This is a genomic window from Candidatus Arsenophonus nilaparvatae (assembly GCF_045346035.1).
Lineage (GTDB): Bacteria > Pseudomonadota > Gammaproteobacteria > Enterobacterales > Enterobacteriaceae > Arsenophonus > Arsenophonus nilaparvatae.
The window spans coordinates 38010-64135 of record NZ_CP158508.1 but is presented as its reverse complement, the minus strand read 5'-3'; the positions used below and the strand labels follow the sequence as shown (position 1 = coordinate 64135).

Here is a 26126-nt window from a genome sequence, read left to right as displayed (position 1 = left end):
GTTGCTAAGGAACCGTAATTATGAGTCTTGATGCCAGAAACATGACCCAGGGTGGTCAGGTGATTAAATACATGGTGGCGATGTTTATGCAGATTGCCAATATCGTGGCGTTCTGGGTAATTATCGCCACGGTGATGGTCTTTTTTACCACCATAGCCTTTCAAATCCCGTTTGAGAAGATGATACACGGGTTATCCTATTGGGCAATGGATACCCTAGTGATACCGCTACAGGAAGCGATTGGCACTAGCGAAGGAGGCACCTTCACCTTCCACTGGTTAAATCCCCGAACCGGTCAGGTGGTTGAATTTGAAAAAACCTCCCGCGAGGTACGCCTCGATAGGTATTTTATTCATTGCTATGTGTTATTGAAAGACGCCGCATTCTGGGCGTGGGGAGTCGCCTCCTTTACCTTTGTTGGCTTGATTGTGGCGGTGTTCTGGTGGTTAGGTAAAAAAGGCGCGCAACAGCGGAAAAATGAGATTATCGGCGGTCGTTATCTGGCAGGGTCAGTGAAAGAAATTAACCAGTTTTTAAAAGCCAAAGGAAAACTCTCATCGCTTAAGATTGGGGATTTGCACCTGGTTGAAAACAGCGAACAACAAAATATTGGGCTGCATGGCACCGTCGGCACAGGGAAAAGTACGGTGATTAATGACCTGTTAATGCAAGTAAGAAATCAGGGGAAAAGAGCCATTATCTACGATAAAGGTAATAACTTTATTCCGCTTTTTTATCGCGAAGGCAAAGATATCATCTTAAACCCAATGGATGCACGTTGCCCGAACTGGGATTTATGGAGAGAGTGCCAAGACCGCGCCGATTTTGAAACCTTTGCGCTGCCGTTATTGCCTGATGCAAGTGGTGACCCGTTCTGGCTGATGTCTGCTCGCCTGTTGTTTGTGGCGACCGCTGAGCATATGCGCCCCCACCCTGACCGTTCGATTAAAAAACTATTGCAACGGTTATTGTCCATTTCACTGTCCGAGTTGCATGATTTTGTACAGGGCACCGATGCGGCCAATCTGGTCGATGGCAGTATTGAAAAAACGTCGATGACCATCCGTACCGTGTTAAGTGCTTATGTCAAAGCCTTGCGCTACTGTCAGGGATTGGAAAAAGAAGGCAAGCCACCTTTCTCTATTCGGGAATGGGTGCAAAATGCCGATGAAGATGCCTGGATTTTTATCTCGAGTGATGGTCGCTTACATACTGCCTTAAAACCGTTAATCAGCACCTGGCTCAATCTCACCATGCAATCGGTACTGGCGTTAACACCAAGCAGAGAAAGTCGTATCTGGACAGTGTTAGATGAATTACCGAGTCTTCATAAACTGCCGGTCATTAGCGATTATCTCTCCGAAGCCCGTAAATTTGGTGGGGCAACCCTTATCAGCATTCAAAACTTCTCGCAACTGGAAGCAAACTATGGTGCTCATGACGCTCGCAATATCTGGGATTTGGCGAATACCACCTTGTATTTTCGTGCCCCCAGTGGCAGTGTGGCCGAGTGGGTACAAAAAGAACTGGGTGAAACTCGTTTATTGAAATTCCGCGACCAGTATAGCTACGGCGTGGATACTATTCGGGATGGGGTGAACTTTTCGAAAGAAGATACTCGTGAAAAAATTGTCAGCTTCTCCGATATTCAGAATCTGGATGACTTGGAGTGCTTTGTCTCACTCCGCGGGAATGTGCCGATTGTTAAACTCACGCTGGAACATAAACAATATAAAACGATTGCCGCAGGGAAAATCGAGCGTGATGTCTCCGCCATTTTTGATAACCAGATTGAGCAGGAACTGAATAAATCGGGAATTGAAAATAAAGCTGAGGCCATTGCCAGCAACACGTTCAATAATAACAAAAAAGCAAACACCAACAGCGGCGAAGGTAATAAAAATGAAGAGGAAGCTTCTACGTCGACGGCTAACGATGATTTACCATCAGGAACCGACATCACTTTGCCTTGGGAAGCATCAACATCAGATGATGTGGCACCAAGAAACCTTTATCATGAAGCCATTACCACTAACGTTCCTCTCGATGAATATCAGGACATCAACAACAATAACCCGCGAAAAATCGAGCATGAAAAATCGGTGTAAGGAAAGTCGATATGTTGACCGTTAATAAAATTACCAGCTCTGCCGGTGCAGCCAGTTATTATGAAGAAAAGGATAATTACTATTTTAACGGCGCGGATAACACCCAGTGGTATGGCACAGGGGCAAAAATATTAGGTTTAACCGGCAGTGTGAATAAAAACGATTTTTTACAGGTGCTTGACGGTAAGTTACCGGATGGCAGCGATATGACGCATGTATCAAAAGGCAAAAACACCCATCGTGCCGGTTACGACTTTACCTTTTCCGCACCAAAAAGCGTTTCCGTACTGGCATTGGTGGTCGAAGATAAAAAAGTAGTTGAAGCACATAAAAATGCGGTAACAAAAGCCCTTAATGAGATAGAGCGGATGGTCTCTACCCGTACCATGCATCAGGGTGTCAGCACCTTTGAAAACACGGGTAATTTAGTCTCCACCCTTTTTTTGCATGACACCAGCCGAAACCTTGACCCACAACTCCATACGCATGCGGTAATTGCCAATGTCACACAAAACAAGCAGGGTGAGTGGAAAACGCTATCATCAGACCGTCAAATGGGTCAGGGATTTGTTGAGGTGACTTGGAATAATCAGGTGGCATTAGGCGCATTATATCGTCAGTTCTTGAAGGAAGAACTAACCGGACAGGGCTATCAGTTTATTGCAGTAGGTCAAAACGGTCAATGGGAAATAAAAGGCGTACCCACCGAGATTTTCTCCAGTCGCCGAAAGGAAATCATTGCAGCGGTAGGTGAAAAGGCAACCGCAAAACAAAAAATGGTGGCCACTTTAGATACTCGCCAGAAAAAAGATTTTTCCAATATTGAAACCGTCCGTCAGGAATGGAAACAAAAGTTACAGGCCACCGGATTTGATAAAAATACCATCATTAAACCAGTAATACATGAAAAAATCGACCGGCAACAACAAATTACGCTGCAACAAGCCGTTAAAAATGCCATTCAGTCACTGGAAATGCATCACCACAGATTCACCTATGACAAACTCTTAACACAGGTGATTAGTCAGATACCTTATGAATCTGGCATGATAAATAGCATAAGAGCTGAAATTGGACATTTTTTGGATGAAGGGGCTTTAATTCCGGTTAATAGAGAAGGTACCGCCTTAACAACTCCCCATCAGCTAAAAGAAGAAAACGCCGTATCACAGTTAATAACTCACTTAAGCGCCAAAGAAAGTGGGTTAACCTCAACACAAGCCAGCCCGTTGACAACCCGTCTGGTAAAAAATAATGCGGCAGTCAATGTTGTCAATCTAAAAGGGGATGCAAATCACCATCTCAGCACGCTTTCCCAGATTCAGACGCTGGCAAAGGAAAATCGACAACCCCATATTATTGTCGTGCCGAATGTGACAACCAAAAACAATTTGGTTGCCGAGCTTAAAAATGACATAAATGTAATGACGTTAAAAGAAATCAGACAGAATGAAAGGGTTGTCAAAAATAGCCTATTAAGCGTCTATCAGTCCGAAAAGATAGGGCTTGATAAGATGAAATTTCTACTGCAAACCGTAAACTACCACAATGCGAACGCGATTATTTTTGATAGCACAGCAGGTTCAGAAGCTGGATTGATGAAACAGATTGTCAGTAACCTTACTATCCCAACGATTAACTGTCATCAGGTCAATACCAGCAAACGGCTTTATTTTGTCGAAAAAGTCGACAAAAGAGACAGAGCACAGCTTGCGGCAAACTATTATTCTCTGTTACACGCCACCAACAAAGAGGCTATCATTCAGACAGGGAGTAATAAACTGAATGCTGAGATAACACATAGAGTCCGTAACACATTAATAGAAAAAGGATTGCTGTCATCGCAATCTGTCACCATTTCAACGCGAAAATCAGTGTTTCTCGATGCTTCAAATCGTAACAACCGCAATACCTATCAGGTTGGTAATCAATTAGAAAGAATTAACGGCGAGCAGAAGGAAACCTTTTTAATTAAGGACATCGACAAAAAGACCAACACCCTTGTGTTATTAAATGGTGACGGCTGTTATACGCAGCTCCCTATCAATAAAATATCAAATCACTATCAACTGTATAAGACCGAAAACTTAGAGCTACGGATGGGGGATAAAGTGAAATCAGAGCGGCGATTTGGTGACAATATTCCTGCCGGTAAAGCCTTTACCGTCAGCCAGATAAGAAAAGGAAATTTTTTGTTTCGGGATAAAGTCATCCTGGAAGATAATCACGGCAAGACCTTTTCCTTTTCACCGAAAACCGGAGCCTCATTAGCGTACTATTACTGTGAATCGTTAGGAAAGCGCTTGTCAAAAACCAAAACGGTGATTGCTATCACCAATGACCGAGAACTCAACGATAACACGATTAATCAGATTAAGCGCAGCGGCAAAACGGTCATTGCCATCACTGGACACGATAAAGCCACTATTAATAAAAAAATGGCCTTTAACGATGTAAAAATGGAAACCATCAGTGCAGAAAAAACCGATTTTTATAAGGTAATAAACAACCAGACCGCAAAACAAAATCCGCAAGCTGATATACAAAAAGCCATCGAGATTGCTATCGATAAAGTAACCGGTTCAAAGGTCTTTTTTAATGGTGCAGCAGCCATCACAAAAGCGGTTCAGTTATTACCTCATACATCCATTGAACAGATTGCCGCTCAGTTTGAAAAACAGTTAAAACAAGGCGATTTTATCGCTATTGGTGGCAGTTTTAACACACTGATGGGGAATTTTATTGAAAAATCAACCTTTGAAAGAGAATCACTCATACTTAAACAGATTTTAAAAGGTAAAAATACCCAGTTACCCCTGATTAAACAAAATTTGCCTATTGACACCACTGGACTCACACAAGGACAACAAAAAGCCACAGAGAAAGTCTTGCGTTCCTCTGACCAGATTATCGCCATTCAGGGTTATGCAGGCGTAGGAAAAACCACCCAGTTTAAAACCGTGGCAACATCCCTCAAACAGAATAGACCCGACATCACGCTAATGGGACTCGCCCCCACCCACAAAGCGGTGGCAGGACTTAAAGAAGCCGGTATTCCATCCCAGACCATTGCCAGTTTTCTGAATGAAAATAATAACGAAACCAACTTTAAGAATACCCTGTTTATCATTGATGAAAGCTCAATGATAGGCAATAAAACCTATGCCACCTTATTAAAAACCATTACCGAAAAATCAGGCCGCATTGTGCTTTCCGGTGACCGACAGCAACTCAAATCTTTTGAAAGTGGCGTACCATTTAAAGTCACGCTAGAGCGCAGTGCCGCAGACACCATAGTGATGCGTGAAATTGTTCGACAAAATCCGGAATTAAAACCCGCAATCGAAGCCGTAATAGCAGGCAATATCAAACAATCGCTCTCTGTCATTAATAGCGTGCAGCCAGATACCGTAATGCGTATGAAAAATAATGATATTCCAGCTAATTCAGTGGTTGACTTCAAAGGGAAAACGCAGGAGGAAAAAATAGCCACGATTGTAAATGATTTTACCAGTAGAACAAAAGACGCACAGGATAACACCCTGATTGTCACCCCATTAAATCGTGACAGAACAGCCATTAATGAAGCGATTCATCAAACACTTTACCCAGATGACAAGCAAAGCCTGGCTATCCCCACCTTGCAACGTATTAATCACGCTGCCGCTGACATCAAAACCGTGGATTTTTGGCAAACAAACACCGGTAACATCGCCAAAATCAATCAAACCTATTATCACATTAATGAAACGTCAGCAGATGGTACCCTTTCACTGCACCAGTCTGACAATCAGCAAGAGCGTTATCTGTCAGTCATAACCCTTAATCCGGATACCATCACATTGTATCAAGCGCAGACGATAACCGTCAGTCCAGGCGAAAAAATTAGGCTGACCGTCACCGATAAAGAACGCATGGCGGCAAATAATGAGTTGGGGATAATCAAAAAAATCGAAGACGATACCCTGTTAATTGATTTTAATGGCAAGACGTTAACCTATCAGCCCAATCAAGAGATGAGCGACAGACATCTTGATTATACCTATGCCGTTACCGCTTATGCTTCACAGGGTGCATCCGTGCCTTATGTGATTGTGTATGATGGTGCGAGTGACAACAAAGCAAAACTGGCCGCGCTGGATAATACCTATGTCGAATTTTCCCGTAGTAAAGCCCATGTACAGGTTTATCTGGACGATGAAGATAAATGGATAAAACACATTGAAACCCATAGCGGTGAGCGCTTTTCAGCCCATGATTTTATCAAACGTCAGGATGACCAGCGTGCAGTGAGTGAAAAAAACGTGTGGGAACAAAGCAAAGTTATCACCCAAACCGCATTAGCGAAAAAAGTAGACACCATAATCGCCGAGACAGGAAGATTAAGCACCCTCAATAAATCCCCTGAAATCTTATTACCGGTTGTTAATGAAAATGGTATTCACCGCGGCAACTACCATTTGCCGGTGGGGATTTATACGGGCAATATTGATTTTGAAAAAGCCCGCTATCAGGGTGCTAAAGAAGGTAAGTACATCATTCTCCAGAAGGGCGATGAGGGTGTCGAACCCAAAATCTATCAGACTGACCAGTTACCAGGCGCACTACAACAAATAGAAACGGATACTACCATCGTAGTAGAAATTACGCAGGAAACAGCACAAAACAATGAATTGGCAACTGCAGTAGAAGAAAGTCTTTCTGTTAGTGATATAGACAAAGCGTTAAACCTTGACATCAATGATACATTACTTAAAGATGAAGAGAGCAAATTACCTGAGAATGTTGATGCTGAAAAATTGATGAATGCAGATGAATTTTCCTTGCCAACCGAAGACAATCTATCGATAGACGAGGTAGACTCGGATAAAGAGTCTAAACGATTAGATAACGATGAAGGCAATATTTTGCATCATGAAGAAAAACAAAAAATTAAAGAAAAAGAGTACGGTGATTAACTCATTGCGTTAATGTGTAGTAGCTGAAAGCTGATTTGACAGATATTGTATAAATGATCGATAGTTAACTAATAATACAGTCCTTTGCTCGCATAATATTGAGGTTACTAAAACCTAATTTCTAAACAAATGAAGTCTGCATCTTCGGGAGAAAAGAGATGCTAAAAACATTATTAACCTCAGATGTTGTTCAAGTGCTCCAAAATACAAAAGATTGGGGTGATGCAGTAATCAAATCCTGTCAGCCATTAATTGATAATGGTTCAATTGAACCCCAATACGTGGAAGCAATTATTCAATCTCACAAATCTATTGGGCCATATTATGTTGTAGGACCTGGCATCGCTATGCCTCATGCCAGACCGGAAGATGGCGTAAATCAACTTTCTTTAGGACTAACTGTAATCAAAAATGGGGTTAATTTCGATGTAAATGAAAATGATCCCATCAAATTACTTTTTGTTCTTGCAGCAACAGACAGCAATAGTCATATTGACGCCATCGCTCAACTTTCAGAGCTTTTTGATAATCAACATGACGTAGAGAAGTTAATGAATGCAGATAATATAGAGGATATTTTATCTGTCATCAGCAAATACTAACTAATAGACTAAAAATAAGGATAGTATAATGAAAATCACCGTAGTTTGTGGAAATGGCTTAGGTACTAGTCTAATGATGGAAATGAGCATTAAAACGATCCTGAAAGACCTTGGCATCGAAGCTAATGTTGATCATGTTGATTTAGGATCAGCAAAAGGAACTAAAAGCGATATTTTTGTCGGTACGGCTGATATTGCAGAACAATTGGTTGCACAAGATGTAAATGGAAAAATTGTCTCGTTAAGCAATATGATAGATAAAACTGCAATGAAAGAACGTATATCAGCTGCATTGATTGAACTGGGGGCGCTGTAGGGGGCAGTATGACATTTTTTCGTTTCCTGATGCAAGATGTGTTATCTGAACCAGCTATTCTGGTCGGTTCTATCGCATTAATTGGATTAATCATACAAAAAAAAACCGTCACTGAATGTATTAAAGGTACCGTAAAAACCATTATGGGGTTTGTTATTCTGGGTGCTGGGGCAGGGTTAGTTGTTAATTCATTAGGTTATTTCTCAGCAATATTCCAACTTGCATTTAATACTCATGGCGTTGTACCGAATAATGAAGCCATTGTTTCTATCGCACAAAAATCTTTTGGTAAAGAAATGGCGATGATCATGTTTTTCTCTATGGTTATTAATATTTTCATTGCTCGTTTTACGCCTTGGAAATTTATTTTCTTAACGGGTCATCATACCTTATTCATGTCAATGATGGTTGCGGTTATTCTGGCGACGGCGGGTTTTGAAGGGGCTATGTTGGTGATGATTGGTTCCTTAGTAGTCGGTTTTTGTATGGTGTTCTTCCCTGCCATCGCTCATTCATATGTGAAAAAAATCACAGGATCCGATGATGTTGCTATTGGTCACTTTTCAACTATTTCTTATGTATTAGCGGGTTTTATTGGTAGTAAATTTGGGAATAAAGCCCATTCTACAGAAGAAATGAAGGTACCTAAAAGTCTACTATTTTTACGCGATACACCCGTTGCCATATCTTTTACTATGGCCATTATTTTTCTTATTACCTGTTTATTTGCAGGAGATGAACAGGTCAGAGAAATAAGCGAAGGGAAAAGTGGATTTATGTTATCACTAATGCAATCTATTACTTTCGCTGCCGGTGTTTATATTATTCTACAAGGTGTTCGTATGGTGATAGCTGAAATTGTGCCAGCATTTAAAGGGATCTCAGATAAACTAGTACCAAATGCAAAACCTGCATTGGACTGTCCGGTTGTTTTCCCGTATGCGCCAAACGCTGTTCTTATTGGATTCTTAAGTAGTTTCACAGCAGGTGTTATTGGTATGTTCATCTTGTATACACTTAATATGACTGTGATTATTCCAGGGGTCGTTCCTCATTTTTTTGTTGGCGCAGCAGCAGGAGTATTCGGGAATGCAACTGGTGGACGTCGAGGGGCTATTTTAGGCGCTTTCGCTCAAGGTTTATTAATTACCTTCCTGCCTGTATTCTTATTACCTATACTTGGAAATGTTGGTATTGCCAACACAACATTTAGTGATGCTGATTTTAGTGCTGTTGGAATATTATTAGGAATAATTGTCAGATAATCCAGCACCCCTCTATATCGGCGGCATTTTTTCTAAATGAGGGGGTAATGCGATTTTATTAAAGAATCTTCTTTGAAAACAGCATTATGATTCATCGAACGCGATTTTTAATCGTGTTAACAACCATGTTTTTCGTTTAATCGAGTTCTGTTTGTTGATAGCGAGACTAAGTGCTTTCTTTTGTCCAATGATAACCACCATTTTTTTACCTCTGGTGACCCCAGTATAAATCAAATTTCGTTCAAGCATAAGATAGTTCTGCATAGCTATCGGAATCACAACACAAGGATATTCAGAACCCTGGCTCTTATGAATGGTTGTTGCATAAGCTAAGGATATCTCATCAAGCTCATTAAAATCATACCGGATTGTTCTGCCATCAAAATCGATGATCACTTCAGATTCAACCGTATCAATTAACGTAATAATTCCGATATCACCATTAAAAACATCTTTATCATAATTATTCACTAATTGAATAACTTTATCACCCAAAGAAAGCGTCCGGCCATAACGTGTCACTTTCGAGGAAGTGTCATTATTATTAAGCTGAGATTGTAACATGTCATTAATACTATGCGCGCCAATTCCGCCCCTATTCATTGCAGTTAATACTTGGATATCCCTGACCGGATCAAATCCAAACCGCATCGGTAATCGATGTAAGATAATATTTAGAAGTTTATTTTTGATATCTTCAATATCTTCCGAATGAATAAAGAAAAAATCACTTTCCTCGCCTTTTTTCACAATTTCAGGGAAGCGCCCCATATTAATAGCATGAGCACTGGTGATAATTTTAGAACAAGCTGATTGCCGGAATATTTCGGTTAATCGACTAACAGGGATTTGCTGACTATGAATAATATCAGATAAGACATTCCCGGGTCCTACCGATGGTAGCTGATCGATATCCCCTACCAACAGCAACGCTGAATGGTCAGGTAATGCCCGTAGTAATTTATTCATCAATACAATGTCAATCATTGAGGATTCGTCAACAACCAGTAATTCGGTATCAATAGGGTTATCAGCATTGTGTTTAAAATCAAATTGTGAAGGATCAAAATCCAGAAGACGATGAATCGTAGTGGCATTTTTTCTGGTTGATTCACTCAATCGTTTAGCAGCCCGTCCAGTTGGCGCACAAAGCGTCAGTTTTATTCCTTTAGTTTTTATAATATGTAGGATACTGTTAATCACCGTAGTCTTACCAACGCCAGGCCCGCCTGTTATAACACTCACTTTGCTGTTTAAGGTTTTTTCGATAGCGGTCTTTTGCGAATCGGATAACGTTATCTTATTTTGTTTCTCAACCCAGGGAATGGATTTTTCCTGTGCGATATTCTCCCAGGGAAGTTTTCCAGAAATCAAACGCTTTAAATGACCCGCAACACCTTGTTCAGCAAAAGATAATGACGACAAAAATACCCAGATTTCATTTTCAACCGATTGTAAAACCAGCCGGCGTTCTGTTAATTCAATCTCAATGGCCTGGCGTATAATGTCTTCATGAATATTCAGTAGGCGATGGGTTTTATTAATTAATGCTTCTTGTTCTTCTGCACAATGTCCCTGATTAGACAACTCCTGTAAAACATGCCGGATACCGGCTTGAGCACGGATCAGAGATTGTGTATCGACGCCTAGGTTTTGTGCGATTTGATCTGCTGTTTTAAACCCAATACCATAGATATCAATCGAGAGTTGATAAGGATTCTCACATACTTTAGAAATTGCCGATTCACCGTAGGTTTTATATATACGAACAGCTCTTGAAGTTCCGACCCCATGAGATTGTAAGAAAACCATAATTTCCCTGACTACTTTTTGTTCTGCCCAAGCAGAACGAATCTTTTGCTGGCGTTTTTTTCCAATGCCTTCAACTTCAAGTAATTTATCAGGGTGGTGTTCAATAATATCAAAAACATCGGCACCAAAGGACTTGATAAGTTGTTTGGCAAAAACGGGGCCTATCCCTTTGACCATACCTGAACCTAAATATTTTTCCATGCCTTCCAGAGTGGTAGGAACAATAGTTTTTATATGATGGGTTTTAAACTGTAGGCCATAATTAACGTCGTTAAGCCAGATACCCATACATTCAATATATTCCCCTGCAGTAATAGAAGCAGTATTACCCGTTACAGTAATTAAATCTTTATGTCCGGAAACCTTAGCTCTAATAACAAAAAAACCAGAAGCTTCACTATGAAAAGTGACGCGTTCAACAACACCTTCAAGGGATTGCGGTGATTGAGATTGACTATTTTGCATGAACTATCTCAAGGGGAATATAATTAAAAATTATCCTTTAGAATTTTTACTCATTCTATCAATATAAGCCATACCAAATGCAGAGACAACAAAAGCCAGATGGATAATAACACACCACATTATTTTATTATCCGCCACTTTTTCTGCTCCCATAAAAAGTCGTAAAAGATGAACGGAAGAAATGGCGACAATCGATGAGGCCACTTTATTTTTAATGGAATTAACGTCCATTTTCCCCATCCAGCTTAATTTTTGATGTTTATCATTGACGGTCATTTTTAAAATAAAGTTTTCATAACCTGAAAACATAACCATAACTAAAAGCCCCCCAACTAGCGCAATATCAATCAGCGATAAAACCGTTAAAATTAATCCAGATTCAGTGATAGCAAAAAGTTCTGGGATGACATGAATTATCTGCTGAAAAAACTTTAAAGTGAGTAAAATAAATCCAAAAGACAACCAAATATAGACAGGAAATAATAACCATCTTGATGCATAGATGATTTTTTCAATAGATTTTTCCATTCTTTTAGCTTTCCTTTATTTTAAAATTTTGATCAAAATTATCAAAAATATTATTTCCGTTTAAAAAAATAACTCAGCTTATATTCTATCTCTTCCAGATACTTTTTATGATTTTCATCTGACATATATAATGAAGTTTTTTCTTGATTTTTCTTCGTTGCATAAAACAAAAGATTTTCCATAAATTCCATCTTTAAAACGGATTGAGCAATTAAAGTAAGTTTATCATCTAGCGTAATTTGTGGTTCTTCATTGTCTTTATTCGCCTTTCTTTTTTGCATAACAAGGCAACCAATTTTTAACATCTCCATCGCAATAACAGTGCGATTTGAAGTAGAATTAGGTTCACCATCGGCGCGTTTATCTTCAACGAATTCGTCTATTTGTTTCAGAATAGAATCAGGTATGGGTAAAGATAAGCGATATTTATTTTTAGTATTTTCCATGAAAAAACCTTAATGATTAGTTTACACAATAACTATTATTTTACATTAAAATACATTTTACAAAAGAATCTTTTTAGATTCCAATTAGAGTCTAAATAGAATCTATTTTTTAAATAAATTAATTATGACGTAAAATCAGTATATTAATTAAAAAACAAAAGAATCATTTAAGAATCTATAAGGACTCTTATGAGATTCTTTTAATATAATATTTATATAAAACATAAGGATGCTATAAAGATTCTTATTAGACTCTATATAGATTCTATATTTAATAAATAAAAATATATAATTCACTAAAAAAAGACTATATTTCATATAATTAAAGAAAAATATATATTTTGCGTGTGGTGTGTAAGTTATTGGTAGAAAAAGCGGATTTGGTGAGGTAACATTGAAAATTATGATTGGAATATCTTTGAAAAATGCTTTTGCTTTATAGGGGCGACAATATGCCGAATTGTTCTTGATTTTGAATAAAGAGCTACGTGATGAAAATTAAAAATTTAATATGGCTATTTTGTCTTGTTATTTCAAAAATATCGCTTGCCGATTGTTTTGATAAAGCAGGAATTTATTATCAAATTGACCCCGATTATTTAAGAGCGATTGCCAGACAAGAATCTAATTTTAATGCTAAAGCAAAAAACAAAAATAAAGATGGCTCGTTAGATTTAGGGATTATGCAGATTAATAGCAAAACCTTTAACGCAATTAAAAATGAATACCCTACGTTAACAGAAAGTGACTTAATCAATTATCCTTGTTTAAATATTCATATTGGGGCAATGATTTTAAGTCGTAACTTTGCTCTCTACGGAAAAAATTGGCTAGCCGTAGGGATGTATAACGCTGGAATAAAAAATACCAATACATCAATTAAAAATCGTTACCACTATGCCAGAAAAATTCATCAACATTATCAGAAAATAAAATCTGGAAAAATGAATGAGAATACAATTTATTAACCAACTCAGAGAAATAAAAAAGAGGAAATAACCATGTTAAAATCTTTATTAAATTTAGATAAAATGATAACGCCAAAGATTATAATAATTTTTTATTGGCTTGGTATAATTGCTGTTTTATTTTCTGGAATTGCTGCTATTTTTGCTGGTAGTCATTTAGGTGGGTTTTTCTCAGGTTTTATAGGTGGATTAAGCACAATTTTTATTGGTCTTATTGGTGTAAGGGTTTCTTGTGAATTAATTATTTTATTATTTAACATTTACGCCAAACTTAAAGAAATAGCTGAAAATACAAAAATAAAACCATAGCATAATTCATTTAACGATTAATTACGCCAAGTGACTGCTGATTTTAAAATAAATAGCCCACGAAAAGATAAATAATGAAACTGGGCGGATATACCGCCCTTTCTATTAATCTTTAAAAGCACTGTCCAACGCAATGATTTGTTTATAAATCTCTTGCATTTGATTTTTAATCGGCTTAATCAGTTGCGCCGCTAAACGCTCGGTAAGTTCGTCAGCGTTATATAAATATTTCCGCTCAAATTCAAAAAGCTGCATATAAAACATATCCATTTTCTCAACGAGTAAAGCCACCTCTTTTCGTAGCACTTCATGACCAGAATAATTCATTTTGATTTCCTCTTTAGGCTGCACGACAAGCACGCAAAGCGGCAATACGTTGTTGACCAATGGCATGATATTCAGCGAGAAGCTCAATACCAATGTAACGCCGTCCTGAAAGCGCAGCAGCGATACAGGTAGAGCCAGAACCAGCAAACGGATCGAGTACAATAGCGTTAGGTTGCGTAAAAGATTCTATGAGTGGCTGTAAACTACTGACAGGCTTCTGAGTTGGATGATAGATATTGCCTGTATATTGCCATGACTGTACGTCTTTCATTGGCTTTACGGGCATCACGGGACGGCCTTTAGCCAACAGATAAGCATTTTCGTGGCTGTGCCCCAAAAAACCAGTTTTTGACGTATAGCGTTTCTTGAAAACGAGATGACCCACAATACGGAAGCCGGATTTTTTCCAGGCATCAACAAATTTCTCAACCCGATTCCAGCCGTAAAAACTGACCATCAGGCTATTGGGTTTCAATACGCGAAACATTTGTTGACAGGCAGGCTTTAGCCATTCGTCATTTTTATCGTTGGCAATTGAACGCCCTGAGCGATCCGTGTAATCAACCAGATAAGGCGGATCGGTGAGAATAAAATCGATTGCATTATCAGGAAAAGTTGACATAATTTTCTGGCTGTCACCCTGTATAAATCGGGACATTTCAGGTGTCTCCTATTTAGTGGGACAGCAGGAGGTGACCCCATGTCACCGTTCCCTTACTGCCCGATGCCACGAAGCCATTGACCATTTGGGGTCAAGTGGACCGTGGAATACCGGAGCCATGTGTGGCGAGGATATGCCGCGAAAGCCACTTGAAGGCTTGCCGTCCCCTAAAAATGGGCGTATGACAAGCTGGCATCGGGCAGTAAGGGAGTCCTTCAAATTTAAAATTAATGCGATTGATAAATCTTATTTCTAGGCGGAATTCAATCTATTTAAGCGATACGCTTTTTTTCACTGTGCTTTTAACACCCTGTAGGGAAACATAAGCGGAGCCGCCATTAGCGGCGACATCCTTATTGTTAAGACTTCATGCCTTTTAAATTATCGATGATTTTATTATTACCAACCTGGTTATCTTTAATGGGCGTTAATTCTTGCTCCTTTTTTTCGTTAGGAGTCTTTTCAAAAACGCCAACAACCTGTTTTATCAAAGCGATAAGTTCATCTCCTGTTATTCCTTGTCGATAAAGGCTAGAAATAATTGCGGGTAAACGTGTATCTACTTCAGCTAAAGCAACACCACAAACCACTGCTTGCCTAATAAATTCCCCTCGCATTTTTAATGGTAATTTATCCATGAAATTACACGCCTCATCATCTTGAGGATATATGTCAGGACGCAGATAAGATTGTATTTTTCGTCTCTCTTTCATACATCTGCCTTATACGTAAACGAGGGTTTTAACGAGAGCAAGTTGAGCATCATCCAATTTTCTAACTTTTTTATTACGAAAATGAGCAGTTACGTAATTATCAATCAATTCAGCACCACCCCCTGCTAAATAAATGCGATTGACTTTTTGAAGTTGTTCTATTTGACTAATCACACTTTTAGCGTAGTTCTCAATCGCATTATTAATTTCGGTCATGACATGATCAATCATGCTACGGTTATTAATAATTGCACTTATCTCTTTTCTCTTATCTTCAGAACTTAAAATAGCATTAGCTTCATATTCGTTAATATCACTATCAGCGATCCCCATCGCTTTAATAATGGCAATAGCAACACTACGAGTACCAATTGAAGCATTACCATAAACCTCAGATACGTCCAGTTCACCACCTGTTATAATACCACAATCCATAGTAGTGCCACCCAGATCGACGATGATGCTTTTTTCCAATGGAGAAACATCATCTTTTTTCAATTCTTCTGCAACGGCAGGAACTGACTCTGGCATTACAAAAACACTTTTTATTTCAAATGATTGATTATTATTTACTTTTACTTTCCTTAAAACATTATTTCTTTTTCGTTCAATGTTAGCCATGTTCTTTTGCCCATCCTGATGAAAAAATTCATTAATAGGCAATGTGACAGTTATTTCTATTTCCTGTGGAGATAGAGTAGATGTTAATAACGCTTTATGAATCGCCAACAAATCAAGATCGCTGTATTGAAATGCTATGTTTGTTGTAGAAAGAATTGCATTATGTCCCTTGTCAAAAGCGTACTTTTTCCCATCGATGTCAAAGTTCAACACTTGATTAAACGCCTCTGATTTCCATCCTTCTCTAAAAGCATTAGGTGAAATATGGGTTTTAATATTCCCATTTTCTAGCCAGGCTAATTTCACACAGGTAGAACCATCATCACACATTACACTGAGCATAAAAAATCTCACTTATTTAAATTAATTTATTAAAAAAGAAATTTTATATTATCATAATAACATAAAAAAAGAGATTAATGTAAATATATTATCTAATATTTAACTAATTGTTATTTTTAATTCTCAATTATCGAAATTAAAGAAATAATAAGAAATCCTAAAACAAAAAATAGGTGATATATGAAGAAAATTTAAGAATTTTCATTATGGTTATGGGTTGGATTTATTTCGCCGTGCTAAACGTTGCAAATTATCCGCAACATCCGCTTGAGTGACCTCTCCGGCTATCTGACCGTCTTTGTCATAACGAAACGCACCTAACTGGATAAGTGCGCGATAATCAGCATGATGACCAATACTGCCTAAACAGGCGCTTAAACGCCTTCTGGCTATTGGGAAACCCTTTTCTTTCACTTCTTGCCACATATCTTGCTGGATACCAATTTTCATTGGGCACAACTTGCCATCAGGGAAAAGATTAGGCCAAAACGTGCTAATTTGTGAAATCGCTTCCTCTAACGGCAACCGCTTTTTAGTTACCGTCTTGAAAGTCAACCTTAAAAACTAAAAATAACCCATGAATTTAATTCTATAATTTTAGGTTAATTCCGCTTCCTCGCCCGTTCGCTTGCTCTCGGACTCCGGTGAGCGGATAGAGTTAGCTTAGAGGAGGTTTTGTCGCTTAAAGCCAAAACTGGGTTTGCGTTATCATCCGTAAATTGATTTTAAGCCACCTAGGAAGCCCGTAGCACCATTTTCTCTATCTAAGACATCCAAAGTGCCACCTAAAATCTAAGATGGCTCAAACTCGATTTTATGAATTCAAAGTTGGGCTTGAGTAGTTTTGGTCATAAGCTAGACCCGTTTTCAATACTCCATAGCACAGGTGAACTAATTTCCTCATTGCTGCACCTAGAGCTGACATTTTTGACTTACCTCTTGTTAATAGACGATCATACAATGACTTAATATGTCGGTTATGGCGTATTGCTGTTAGAGCTGATAAATATAATTTAGCGCGAATTTCAGATGGTCCTATTTTAGATAGATGGGCACGCCCGTTAACAGAGGTACCTGATCGGCGTTCTACAGGCACTAATCCTAAATAAGCAGCCGCCTGCTCAGCACTATTAAAATCATGACCGCGTAATACCATCAGCATATGACTTCCTACTTGAGTCCCAATTGATTTGATTGATGTCAGTAACTCCATGTCTTTTTTCAACTCAGGATGGTTATTGATATGCTTGGAAATCTCAGATTCAATAGCCAATAACTCTTTTTCTAATACTTTTATGCACTTAACAAGTGATTGCCTAACAACTTTTGGCGTAGGCGTTGTTAAGGTCTTTTCCTGACGGTTTTGTTCACGTAATAAATCAGCTAAAAGCGCTTCTCGACGTTTGATTAATGATTTCAATGCTCGAATTTCTAGTGATGGAGCTATCCATGCTGAAGGCTTTTTAGCTCCCCATAACAAGCTAAAACGAAGGCATCCACTCTATCTGTTTTAGTTAAAATACCCATGCCTTTTGCAAACTCTCTTATACGATAAGGATTTACGATGGAAACATGAATACCCATATCATAAAGTTCGGTGCAGAGTTGTTCGTGATAAGTTCCTGTAGATTCAAGAGTAATTCTTACATCTTCGAGTAAGCATTTTTGTGTTTTCAGCCACTCTATCAATGTGTTAGCTGAATGTTGATCATTTTTAATGACTTTGTTTTTTTGTTTTCCCTCAATACCCTTAGCTAACAGGCAGATATCTAGCTTTTTTTTACTGACATCTATTCCGATTTGATACATGAGAATACTCCTTTCACATAATAAACCATCATGCCTATTCCCCTTGTACATACAGAGTCAATGCTCTCGGTAACCGTTCAATCTAAATGCTGGCATGAAAGGAGAAACAGAGGGCTTTAACTAAAAAACAAGGTTGTCCCATTGGCGGAGTCACAAGCTCACTCTGTTTCATGTGATGGTAGCTAATCATCACAAATAACAAGATACAAGGCGGTATGGGTGGTTTTGGAATTTTAACCTTCACTTCCTGTTTAGGTTTAACAGCTAGTTTCTTGGGCTGCTGTTTTCCTACTTTGGGAGGATGAGGCTTTTTTGCCTGTTTTTTCGGCGTAGTATTGACCCAGACCTTTTTACCGTAAACAGGGTTACTTGAGGTCTGTTCTTCTGGTGAAGCCTTTCTTGGGCGATTGAGGGTTAATTTCTGGCGGTCGGTCATGGTTTAATCTTTAAACAGGTTACTCATTTCAGCATCATCCAAGCCCGTAAATTTCATTACAGATTGCCTATCCATGCCACTTTCGAGCATTTGGCGGGCTATCTTCATCGAAGCCTGTTTTTCACCTTCTTGAATGCCTTCAAGTTTGCCTTTTTGAATACCCATTTGTTCAATTTGTTGAGCAATAGTCATAAGTGCTCCTTCATGTTTCTCGGATTGTTTAGCTATCTCAGTGATAAATTCCATTGGCTTTTGAGCATTTCCTTCTTGGATGAGATAATTAAACAGGGTGATAACTTGATTATCGGTATAATAATTATACGACAGCAGTGTCACAATTTCATCAAAAAGCTCTGTCATATCCCGTCGTCGAATGTGTTTTTGGATGAGTGTCAACAAAGCCATTCGCTTATGTTGCATAATTTGACCATCATCTAAAGTTGTAACATCCGCTAATCGAAACGGTTGTGTATAGATACTCTCAGCTAATTTTCTGTCACGAAAACAGTCCAACCAATTCATGCTATAGGGATGAGGGCTTTTTTCACCTGTATAAAACAGGATGGGAAAAACGAGTGGCAACTCTTTGTGACCCGCTTCTAAATGTTTATGCATTGCAGCCATACTATAACGCATCAATCTCCATGCAATAAGCTTATCAGGGGTGGATTGAGCTTCAATCAATACATAGATATATCCGCTTCCCTTTGAGGTGCTGACTGAGTAAAGAATATCACTCTGGTAGTTTTTCATCTCGCTATCGACAAATGAGCTAGATTCCACTTTTATGCTATCTAAGTTACATAGAGCCTTAATCTCGTCAGGCAACCAAATATCGAAAAAATCTTTGGCGGTCTCTTTTTCACTTAAAAACTGCTTGAATACACTGTCGTGTGGCGTTGGGGTGAATTTTTTACTCATCCGATATCTTCAATAATTGCTCGCGTAAGATTGAATTATGGCAAACAAACCCGCTATATTAAATACGCTATTTATTCATTACCTATCAGATACTGTCTTGTTCATCATAATCCAGCCATACAAAAACGCGCCCTATCTTCTCGGGTGCGTTTATTTTTTATTATTGGTATCTTTATCATGGTTAATCACAGGAAAACCGCTCAAAATCGATTACAGGCCGTTTTAGAAGTGTTTCTAAATTAATCCTGTGCCGTTTTTTCATTCTCAGCAACGTTGGCCAGAATATTTACCAACAATTTATTGATGATAAGCGTCTTCTTAGCTCGGGTCGCTGAGACATACAGCAAATTGACTTCGTCTCTCAAGGTTGCTTTGTCCATATTAGGGTCAAAAAGATTATTCGGGAAGTCATTATTGATTTCGACAATATCCCACTCCAGTCCCTTGTATCTTGTTATTTGTGATGATTAGCTACCATCACATGAAACAGAGTGAGCTTGTGACTCCGCCAATGGGACAACCTTGTTTTTTAGTTAAAGCCCTCTGTTTCTCCTTTCATGCCAGCATTTAGATTGAACGGTTACCGAGAGCATTGACTCTGTATGTACAAGGGGAATAGGCATGATGGTTTATTATGTGAAAGGAGTATTCTCATGTATCAAATCGGAATAGATGTCAGTAAAAAAAAGCTAGATATCTGCCTGTTAGCTAAGGGTATTGAGGGAAAACAAAAAAACAAAGTCATTAAAAATGATCAACATTCAGCTAACACATTGATAGAGTGGCTGAAAACACAAAAATGCTTACTCGAAGATGTAAGAATTACTCTTGAATCTACAGGAACTTATCACGAACAACTCTGCACCGAACTTTATGATATGGGTATTCATGTTTCCATCGTAAATCCTTATCGTATAAGAGAGTTTGCAAAAGGCATGGGTATTTTAACTAAAACAGATAGAGTGGATGCCTTCGTTTTAGCTTGTTATGGGGAGCTAAAAAGCCTTCAGCATGGATAGCTCCATCACTAGAAATTCGAGCATTGAAATCATTAATCAAACGTCGAGAAGCGCTTTTAGCTGATTTATTACGTGAACAAAACCGTCAGGAAAAGACCTTAACAACGCCTACGCCAAAAGTTGTTAGGCAATCACTTGTTAAGTGCATAAAAGTATTAGAAAAAGAGTTATTGGCTATTGAATCTGAGATTTCCAAGCATATCAATAACCATCCTGAGTTGAAAAAAGACATGGAGTTACTGACATCAATCAAATCAATTGGGACTCAAGTAGGAAGTCATATGCTGATGGTATTACGCGGTCATGATTTTAATAGTGCTGAGCAGGCGGCTGCTTATTTAGGATTAGTGCCTGTAGAACGCCGATCAGGTACCTCTGTTAACGGGCGTGCCCATCTATCTAAAATAGGACCATCTGAAATTCGCGCTAAATTATATTTATCAGCTCTAACAGCAATACGCCATAACCGACATATTAAGTCATTGTATGATCGTCTATTAACAAGAGGTAAGTCAAAAATGTCAGCTCTAGGTGCAGCAATGAGGAAATTAGTTCACCTGTGCTATGGAGTATTGAAAACGGGTCTAGCTTATGACCAAAACTACTCAAGCCCAACTTTGAATTCATAAAATCGAGTTTGAGCCATCTTAGATTTTAGGTGGCACTTTGGATGTCTTAGATAGAGAAAATGGTGCTACGGGCTTCCTAGGTGGCTTAAAATCAATTTACGGATGATAACGCAAACCCAGTTTTGGCTTTAAGCGACAAAACCTCCTCTAAGCTAACTCTATCCGCTCACCGGAGTCCGAGAGCAAGCGAACGGGCGAGGAAGCGGAATTAACCTAAAATTATAGAATTAAATTCATGGGTTATTTTTAGTTTTTAAGGTTGACTTTCAAGACGGTAACTTGTATCTTGAAATTTGGTTATAATAATAGCGATTAGATTTGGCAAGGTGTATGTAATCCGATTGTCCCTGGGGTTTATAGCCCGTAGCAAAGCGAATGATGCATACACTTAGCCACTCATCTGAAACCCGAACAGTTGTCCGTAATTCATAACGTATTTGCAAGGATGGGTAATATGAGTCAGCTAAATCCAATTTGTGTAGGAATTGATGTTTCTAAAGCTTCATTGGATATTGCAGGCACCAATAACATTGAGCAGTTCAGAGTCAGCAATAACCCTGACGGGTTCGATACCATCATTTATCAACTGAAAAAGAACAACATAGCCTTGATTCTGATGGAAGCTACAGGTGGTCTCGAGGCAGCGATTGCATGCGCTCTTCAGGCTGAAGGTTTTGATGTTGCCGTTATCAATCCCAGGCAAGCCAGAGACTTTGCTCGATCCATGGGCTATCTGGCAAAGACTGATAGAATAGATGCCAGAGTTTTAGCTCAGATGGCTGATGTCATTAACCGCCATCCTGAGCGGTCACGTTTTATCCAGGCTATTCCTGATGCAGAGCGTCAGATTCTTGCTGCTATGGTGGTGCGCAGACGCCAGCTGATTGCAATGCTTGTAGCTGAAAGAAACCGGATGCATCCATCTCACCCGCAAAACAGAAAAAGCATCAGTAACATCATCAATGCACTAGAAAATGAACTTAAACGGATTGACGAGGATATGCATAAGCATATTACTGATCATTTCAACGAGCTTGCAGAGCGGCTAAGTACTATCAAAGGCATTGGTATGATGACTGCTGCTACATTGCTGGCAGAAGTCCCTGAGTTAGGGAAACTCTCGCGCAGGGAGATCAGTGCGCTGGTTGGGGTAGCTCCTGTTAATAGAGACTCGGGAACCATGCGTGGCCGACGAACCATTTTTGGCGGTCGGGCCGGAGTTCGAACCTCTTTGTACATGGCTGCACTGGTTGCAACTCGTTTCAATCCGGTGATAAAAGCATTTTACACACGGCTGGTTGCAGCAGGAAAAGCCAAAAAAGTGGCGCTGGTTGCCTGTATGCGCAAACTGCTGACTATCCTGAATGCGATTCTCAGAAAGAACCAAGAATGGGATGAGTCGTATCATAACGTTGCTCCATAAATATACTGTTCAAGACAGTTGCTTTGCTCTGTGGGCAGTGGTAACCGTAACCGTTGATTCATCTTCACTGTCTACCGTTCGTTTACGTAAAACATCCACTTTCTTTGGTAATGGTGTAAATTTTTCGATGATTTTGATAGATTGCAACATTTCCTGGTCACCACTACAGTCGGTTGCGGCCTACGAAGTGGGAAGCCTTGCCCGATAGGGTGGGGAGCAGTCACTACGAGTCATTGACTTAAATGTTATCACTAACCTATAATGTATTTGCAATGCAATTACATTATAGGTGAGCAAATGGAAAATTTAACCATTAGAATATCCAAACAAGATAAAGAATTGCTGAAAGATTTTGCGGATTTTAACGGTATTTCTGTTTCAAATCTGTTAAGACAGTCAGCGCTTGAACGTATTGAAAATGAAATTGATATCAAGCTTTATCAGCGCGCAAATAAAATCATGAAAGAAATGACTGATGATGATGTTATTAATCATGATGAGCTAATCTCTGATTTAGGTCTTGATGATGTACACAGTTAAATATCATAAAAATATTGTAAAAACTTTAAAAGGAATCAGTAAATCAGACCAATTATTTATTTTATCCTGGATAAATAAAAACCTGATTAATACCAAAAACCCAAGAATTTATGGAAAATCTTTAAATGGAGAAAAAAAAGGTTTATGGCGTTATCGGGTCGGGAATTATCGAATTGTGGTAAATATTCAAGATAAAGAATCAATTATTCTAATAATAGATATTGGTCACAGAAAAGATATTTATCGTTGAGATTGCAAAACAAATGCTCAAAAGTGGCATGGACAGGCAATCGGTGATGAAATTTACGGGTTTAACTGACGCTGCTAACAGGATGCCCCTTGAGGGGCTTTTGTCTATTCTGGTTTTTCGGGTGTAGTGGTCTAATAAAACTGTAGAGATTTATAGCTTATAATTAAGCAAAATCTTATAGGTATAAACATGCCACGAAAAGTAAAAGTGACCTTTAGCGCAAAGCAAAAACTGGAATATGCAAAACTCATGGTTGAAGGTGGATATAGCAATATCCAAGTTGAAAAAATATCCGGTGCGGGTAAATCTGCCGTATCGCGCTGGAAGCAACAATATCTTGCCGAGTTGAATGGGAATACGCCTGTAAAATCAAAAGCGTTAACGCCCGAGCAACAGCGCATACAAGAATTAGAAGCAAAACTTAAGCGTGCTCAGAGGGATAATGACATATTAAAAAAAGCCGCGGCTTACTTCATCCTCGACAATCAAAACTCAAAATCGTGGCGTTGTTTTACAGTTTGATTTATCCCTTAAAGAGAATAAAAACATTATATGACCAAATGGTCGTAAAGTCAATGGTTGGTCGGGATTTTCTTTAATCAATGCACGGATGACCTTATGTCTTTTAAAATCTCACCTAAGCCCCTTTAGCGGTCTTTTACACTTCCAATGTCTTCTTTGCCTGTTTAAAACGGAGAAAAGGCCACTACAGGCTTTCTAGGGGGCTTAAATTTGATTTATAGGTTATGTATTTTGCACTATTAGGGATTTTCATACCTCTATGCCCTGATAAGCATCTAAATCGAAAAAGAATAAGTTCTTGTAACTCTCACCGCTTGTATCTAGGAAATTTAGTAATATCGTTTTGTGGTTAGATTTGGCGCGGTCATGCAGCACGTCTCCACCCAAGGGATTAAAGCCCGTCGGCGAGCAAATAGCGCATGTACCGAGCCTCTCATCTAAAGCCCGAACAGTTGTTTGAATCCACTTCGTATCTGCAAGGAAGGGTAAATATGAGTCAGCCAAATCCAATTCACCCTCAGGTCACTGTTGGTGTTGATGTGTCTAAAGCGACCTTGGATATAGCGATAGGTCAGACTAAATCACCGTTCAGAGTTTCTAACGATTCTAAAGGTTTTGATCTGCTATTGGCTGAATTAGCCAAGCATCCGATCACGTTGGTCATAATGGAAGCTACAGGAGGTTTTGTGGCTGCTGCTGCTTGTGCTCTGCAAGCTGCTGGATTGAGCGTGGTGGTCATTAATCCTCGTCAGGCCCGTGCTTTCGCTCGCACCATGGGGTGTCTAGCAAAAACGGATCGTATCGATGCACAGATGTTAGCCCAGTTGGGTGATGTTGTCGACCGGCATCCAGAGCGTGAACGTTTTATTCGTCCTCTTCCTAAGACTGAAGAACTCATGCTAGCTGCCATGGTCACGCGAAGGCGCCAATTGGTTGAAATGCTGGTTGCCGAACGTAATCGGTTGTCCAGAAGTCACTCTCAAACTCAAAAAAGTATTAACACTATCGTTAAAGCTCTAAACAAGGAACTTGAGCATATCACCGATGAGATGGCTCAGTATATCCAAAAAAACTTCAAAGCAGGTGCAGAGTTGTTAAATAGCGTTAAGGGTATTGGACCTGTAAGTGTAGCGACCTTGCTAGCTGAAGTTCCTGAATTAGGAAAATTATCTCGTAGGGAAATTAGTGCATTGGTTGGTGTTTCGCCTATGAACCGTGATTCAGGTCGCATGCGAGGAAAAAGAACCATTCAAGGTGGTCGGCGGAGGGCGCGTACCACCTTGTACATGGCGACATTAGTGGCCACCCGTTTTAATCAGGTTATCAAGGCATTTTACACTCGATTAGTTCAGGCAGGGAAACCTAAGAAGGTGGCGATTGTTGCTTGCATGAGAAAACTATTAACCATTCTTAATGCGATGATAAGAGATGGAACATTATGGAACAATGATATTGTCGATAAAAACGCTTCTACTGTTAGTCAGGGCTGAAATCATGAAATAACTGGATAGACGGGATTGTGTACACTCACGTCGTTGATAAAAATGATTTATAACTGACAGAAAACGGTAACGAGGCTTATCCTGTTTGAACAGATAAGATCACAGCCTGATAAATCGCCCCGCTCGCCGCAGGAAGTGACCGAGCACCGCGAGCGAACAGACGAGGAAGCGGAATTTCACTAATGGTAAAAAAGGCTCTGTCACTCTGTTGTCTTTCGATTAAAGCTGTAAAGGTTTTATGACATAAGAATTTGTCTTCAAGACAGTTGCTCGCCGCAGTCTTTTGCTGAGGCGTACCGCAGGCGCGTAGCGACGAGGAACGAACAGCAAAAGCGAGGAAGCGGAAGATCACCCAATGCTGATTGAAGCACGTTCACACTGATGTCTGAGATTGGCAGGGAGCGTTTTATCAGGAAAGAGTAAAAATCTGCCATTGGCAGGTCTTCTGGAAGTGAAGTTATCCACAGGTTCAAGGGGGTGAAACTCGGTTAAAAGACTAGTTATGTATAAGTTAAAACAAGTTAGAGGGAAAAAACGGACGCAAGGATATAATAAATAAGATTTTTTTTCGCCTAGCTATGTGTAAATCACAGTATTTTATGTGTAGATCACAGTACCTGATGTGTAAATCACA

24 protein-coding genes and 3 pseudogenes are annotated in these 26126 nt (G+C 39.2%); 14 read left to right on the top strand and 13 right to left on the bottom strand.

Annotation, left to right across the window (positions count from 1 at the left end; translation table 11 throughout):
• Positions 1-20 precede the first annotated feature (20 nt).
• From traD to WH390_RS14775, 5 genes are all read left to right on the top strand, one after another.
• The gene (gene traD, locus WH390_RS14795; RefSeq protein ID WP_395971487.1) at positions 21-2108 is read left to right on the top strand and encodes a type IV conjugative transfer system coupling protein TraD; all 2088 of its coding nucleotides are present in this window, start codon (positions 21-23) and stop codon (positions 2106-2108) included.
• Positions 2109-2119: 11 nt separating this feature from the next.
• Positions 2120-7066 carry a MobF family relaxase gene (gene mobF, locus WH390_RS14790; protein ID WP_395971485.1) on the top strand — a complete coding sequence of 1649 codons (4947 nt, stop codon included), beginning with the start codon at positions 2120-2122 and terminating at the stop codon, positions 7064-7066.
• Between the two features lie 158 nt (positions 7067-7224).
• Positions 7225-7668, top strand: a complete 444-nt coding sequence (locus tag WH390_RS14785; protein ID WP_310510753.1) for a PTS sugar transporter subunit IIA — start codon at positions 7225-7227, stop codon at positions 7666-7668.
• 28 nt (positions 7669-7696) lie between these two features.
• Positions 7697-7984 (top strand): PTS sugar transporter subunit IIB, encoded by a 288-nt coding sequence (locus WH390_RS14780; RefSeq protein ID WP_395971483.1) that lies wholly within the window; start codon positions 7697-7699, stop codon positions 7982-7984.
• Between the two features lie 8 nt (positions 7985-7992).
• Positions 7993-9249 (top strand): PTS ascorbate transporter subunit IIC, encoded by a 1257-nt coding sequence (locus WH390_RS14775; RefSeq protein ID WP_395971481.1) that lies wholly within the window; start codon positions 7993-7995, stop codon positions 9247-9249.
• 84 nt (positions 9250-9333) lie between these two features.
• Here WH390_RS14775 and WH390_RS14770 read toward each other — a convergent pair whose 3' ends face one another.
• From WH390_RS14770 to WH390_RS14760, 3 genes are read right to left on the bottom strand one after another with little or no spacing between them, the layout of a single operon-like run.
• A complete protein-coding gene (locus WH390_RS14770; RefSeq protein WP_395971479.1) occupies positions 9334-11526 on the bottom strand; it encodes an ATP-dependent RecD-like DNA helicase in 2193 nt (730 codons plus the stop codon).
• Between the two features lie 30 nt (positions 11527-11556).
• Positions 11557-12054, bottom strand: a complete 498-nt coding sequence (locus WH390_RS14765) for a TIGR00645 family protein (protein WP_395971477.1) — start codon at positions 12052-12054, stop codon at positions 11557-11559.
• A 50-nt stretch (positions 12055-12104) separates the two neighbouring features.
• On the bottom strand, positions 12105-12500 hold the full coding sequence (locus WH390_RS14760; RefSeq protein WP_395971475.1) for a hypothetical protein: 396 nt from the start codon (positions 12498-12500) through the stop codon (positions 12105-12107).
• Between the two features lie 491 nt (positions 12501-12991).
• Here WH390_RS14760 and WH390_RS14755 point away from each other — a divergent pair, with 491 nt between their 5' ends.
• Together WH390_RS14755 and WH390_RS14750 are read left to right on the top strand one after the other, a co-directional pair.
• The gene (locus tag WH390_RS14755) at positions 12992-13468 is read left to right on the top strand and encodes a lytic transglycosylase domain-containing protein (RefSeq protein WP_395971473.1); all 477 of its coding nucleotides are present in this window, start codon (positions 12992-12994) and stop codon (positions 13466-13468) included.
• 33 nt (positions 13469-13501) lie between these two features.
• A complete protein-coding gene (locus WH390_RS14750) occupies positions 13502-13777 on the top strand; it encodes a DUF4282 domain-containing protein (RefSeq protein WP_395971471.1) in 276 nt (91 codons plus the stop codon).
• A gap of 105 nt (positions 13778-13882) precedes the next feature.
• On the opposite strand, the gene WH390_RS14745 is transcribed toward WH390_RS14750, so the two are convergent.
• Both WH390_RS14745 and WH390_RS14740 read right to left on the bottom strand, forming a co-directional pair.
• Positions 13883-14104 (bottom strand): hypothetical protein, encoded by a 222-nt coding sequence (locus WH390_RS14745; RefSeq protein WP_395971469.1) that lies wholly within the window; start codon positions 14102-14104, stop codon positions 13883-13885.
• 13 nt (positions 14105-14117) lie between these two features.
• On the bottom strand, positions 14118-14762 hold the full coding sequence (locus WH390_RS14740) for a DNA methyltransferase (RefSeq protein WP_395971467.1): 645 nt from the start codon (positions 14760-14762) through the stop codon (positions 14118-14120).
• A gap of 34 nt (positions 14763-14796) precedes the next feature.
• Here WH390_RS14740 and WH390_RS14735 point away from each other — a divergent pair, with 34 nt between their 5' ends.
• A complete protein-coding gene (locus tag WH390_RS14735) occupies positions 14797-15021 on the top strand; it encodes a hypothetical protein (protein ID WP_406850752.1) in 225 nt (74 codons plus the stop codon).
• A gap of 103 nt (positions 15022-15124) precedes the next feature.
• On the opposite strand, the gene WH390_RS14730 is transcribed toward WH390_RS14735, so the two are convergent.
• From WH390_RS14730 to WH390_RS14700, 7 genes and pseudogenes are all read right to left on the bottom strand, one after another.
• On the bottom strand, positions 15125-15478 hold the full coding sequence (locus tag WH390_RS14730; RefSeq protein WP_395971465.1) for a plasmid partitioning/stability family protein: 354 nt from the start codon (positions 15476-15478) through the stop codon (positions 15125-15127).
• Positions 15479-15487: 9 nt separating this feature from the next.
• Positions 15488-16441 carry a plasmid segregation protein ParM domain-containing protein gene (parM, locus tag WH390_RS14725; protein ID WP_406850751.1) on the bottom strand — a complete coding sequence of 318 codons (954 nt, stop codon included), beginning with the start codon at positions 16439-16441 and terminating at the stop codon, positions 15488-15490.
• A 210-nt stretch (positions 16442-16651) separates the two neighbouring features.
• Positions 16652-16996, bottom strand: coding sequence for a ProQ/FINO family protein (locus WH390_RS14720; RefSeq protein WP_395971461.1), 345 nt, complete (start codon positions 16994-16996; stop codon positions 16652-16654).
• A gap of 259 nt (positions 16997-17255) precedes the next feature.
• A pseudogene (locus WH390_RS14715) lies at positions 17256-18250 on the bottom strand (IS110 family transposase).
• A gap of 82 nt (positions 18251-18332) precedes the next feature.
• Positions 18333-18686 (bottom strand): hypothetical protein, encoded by a 354-nt coding sequence (locus WH390_RS14710; RefSeq protein ID WP_395971459.1) that lies wholly within the window; start codon positions 18684-18686, stop codon positions 18333-18335.
• A gap of 3 nt (positions 18687-18689) precedes the next feature.
• The gene (locus WH390_RS14705) at positions 18690-19607 is read right to left on the bottom strand and encodes an Rpn family recombination-promoting nuclease/putative transposase (RefSeq protein ID WP_395971457.1); all 918 of its coding nucleotides are present in this window, start codon (positions 19605-19607) and stop codon (positions 18690-18692) included.
• A gap of 239 nt (positions 19608-19846) precedes the next feature.
• Positions 19847-20026: a hypothetical protein gene (locus WH390_RS14700; RefSeq protein ID WP_395971589.1), complete on the bottom strand. Its 180-nt coding sequence runs from the start codon at positions 20024-20026 to the stop codon at positions 19847-19849.
• Between the two features lie 234 nt (positions 20027-20260).
• Here WH390_RS14700 and WH390_RS14695 point away from each other — a divergent pair.
• A pseudogene (locus WH390_RS14695) lies at positions 20261-21255 on the top strand (IS110 family transposase).
• A gap of 454 nt (positions 21256-21709) precedes the next feature.
• The gene (locus tag WH390_RS14690) at positions 21710-22678 is read left to right on the top strand and encodes an IS110 family transposase (RefSeq protein ID WP_032115191.1); all 969 of its coding nucleotides are present in this window, start codon (positions 21710-21712) and stop codon (positions 22676-22678) included.
• Positions 22679-22687: 9 nt separating this feature from the next.
• Here the strand turns inward: WH390_RS14690 and WH390_RS14685 are convergent, their stop codons facing one another.
• A complete protein-coding gene (locus WH390_RS14685; RefSeq protein WP_395971455.1) occupies positions 22688-22828 on the bottom strand; it encodes a hypothetical protein in 141 nt (46 codons plus the stop codon).
• Positions 22829-22975: 147 nt separating this feature from the next.
• Here WH390_RS14685 and relB point away from each other — a divergent pair, with 147 nt between their 5' ends.
• The 4 genes and pseudogenes from relB to WH390_RS14665 all read left to right on the top strand — a co-directional run bounded on the left by relB (position 22976) and on the right by WH390_RS14665 (position 25480).
• Positions 22976-23218: a type II toxin-antitoxin system RelB family antitoxin gene (gene relB / locus WH390_RS14680; RefSeq protein ID WP_026824132.1), complete on the top strand. Its 243-nt coding sequence runs from the start codon at positions 22976-22978 to the stop codon at positions 23216-23218.
• Positions 23205-23468, top strand: coding sequence for a type II toxin-antitoxin system RelE/ParE family toxin (locus WH390_RS14675; protein WP_202962599.1), 264 nt, complete (start codon positions 23205-23207; stop codon positions 23466-23468). The genes relB and WH390_RS14675 overlap by 14 nt, the downstream gene beginning before the upstream one ends.
• Before the next feature lie 189 nt (positions 23469-23657).
• Positions 23658-23971 (top strand): annotated as a pseudogene (locus WH390_RS14670) (transposase); the annotation flags it as partial.
• Positions 23972-24481: 510 nt separating this feature from the next.
• Entirely contained in the window at positions 24482-25480 is a 999-nt protein-coding gene (locus WH390_RS14665) for an IS110 family transposase (RefSeq protein ID WP_395971452.1), read from the top strand.
• Positions 25481-26126: the final 646 nt, after the last annotated feature.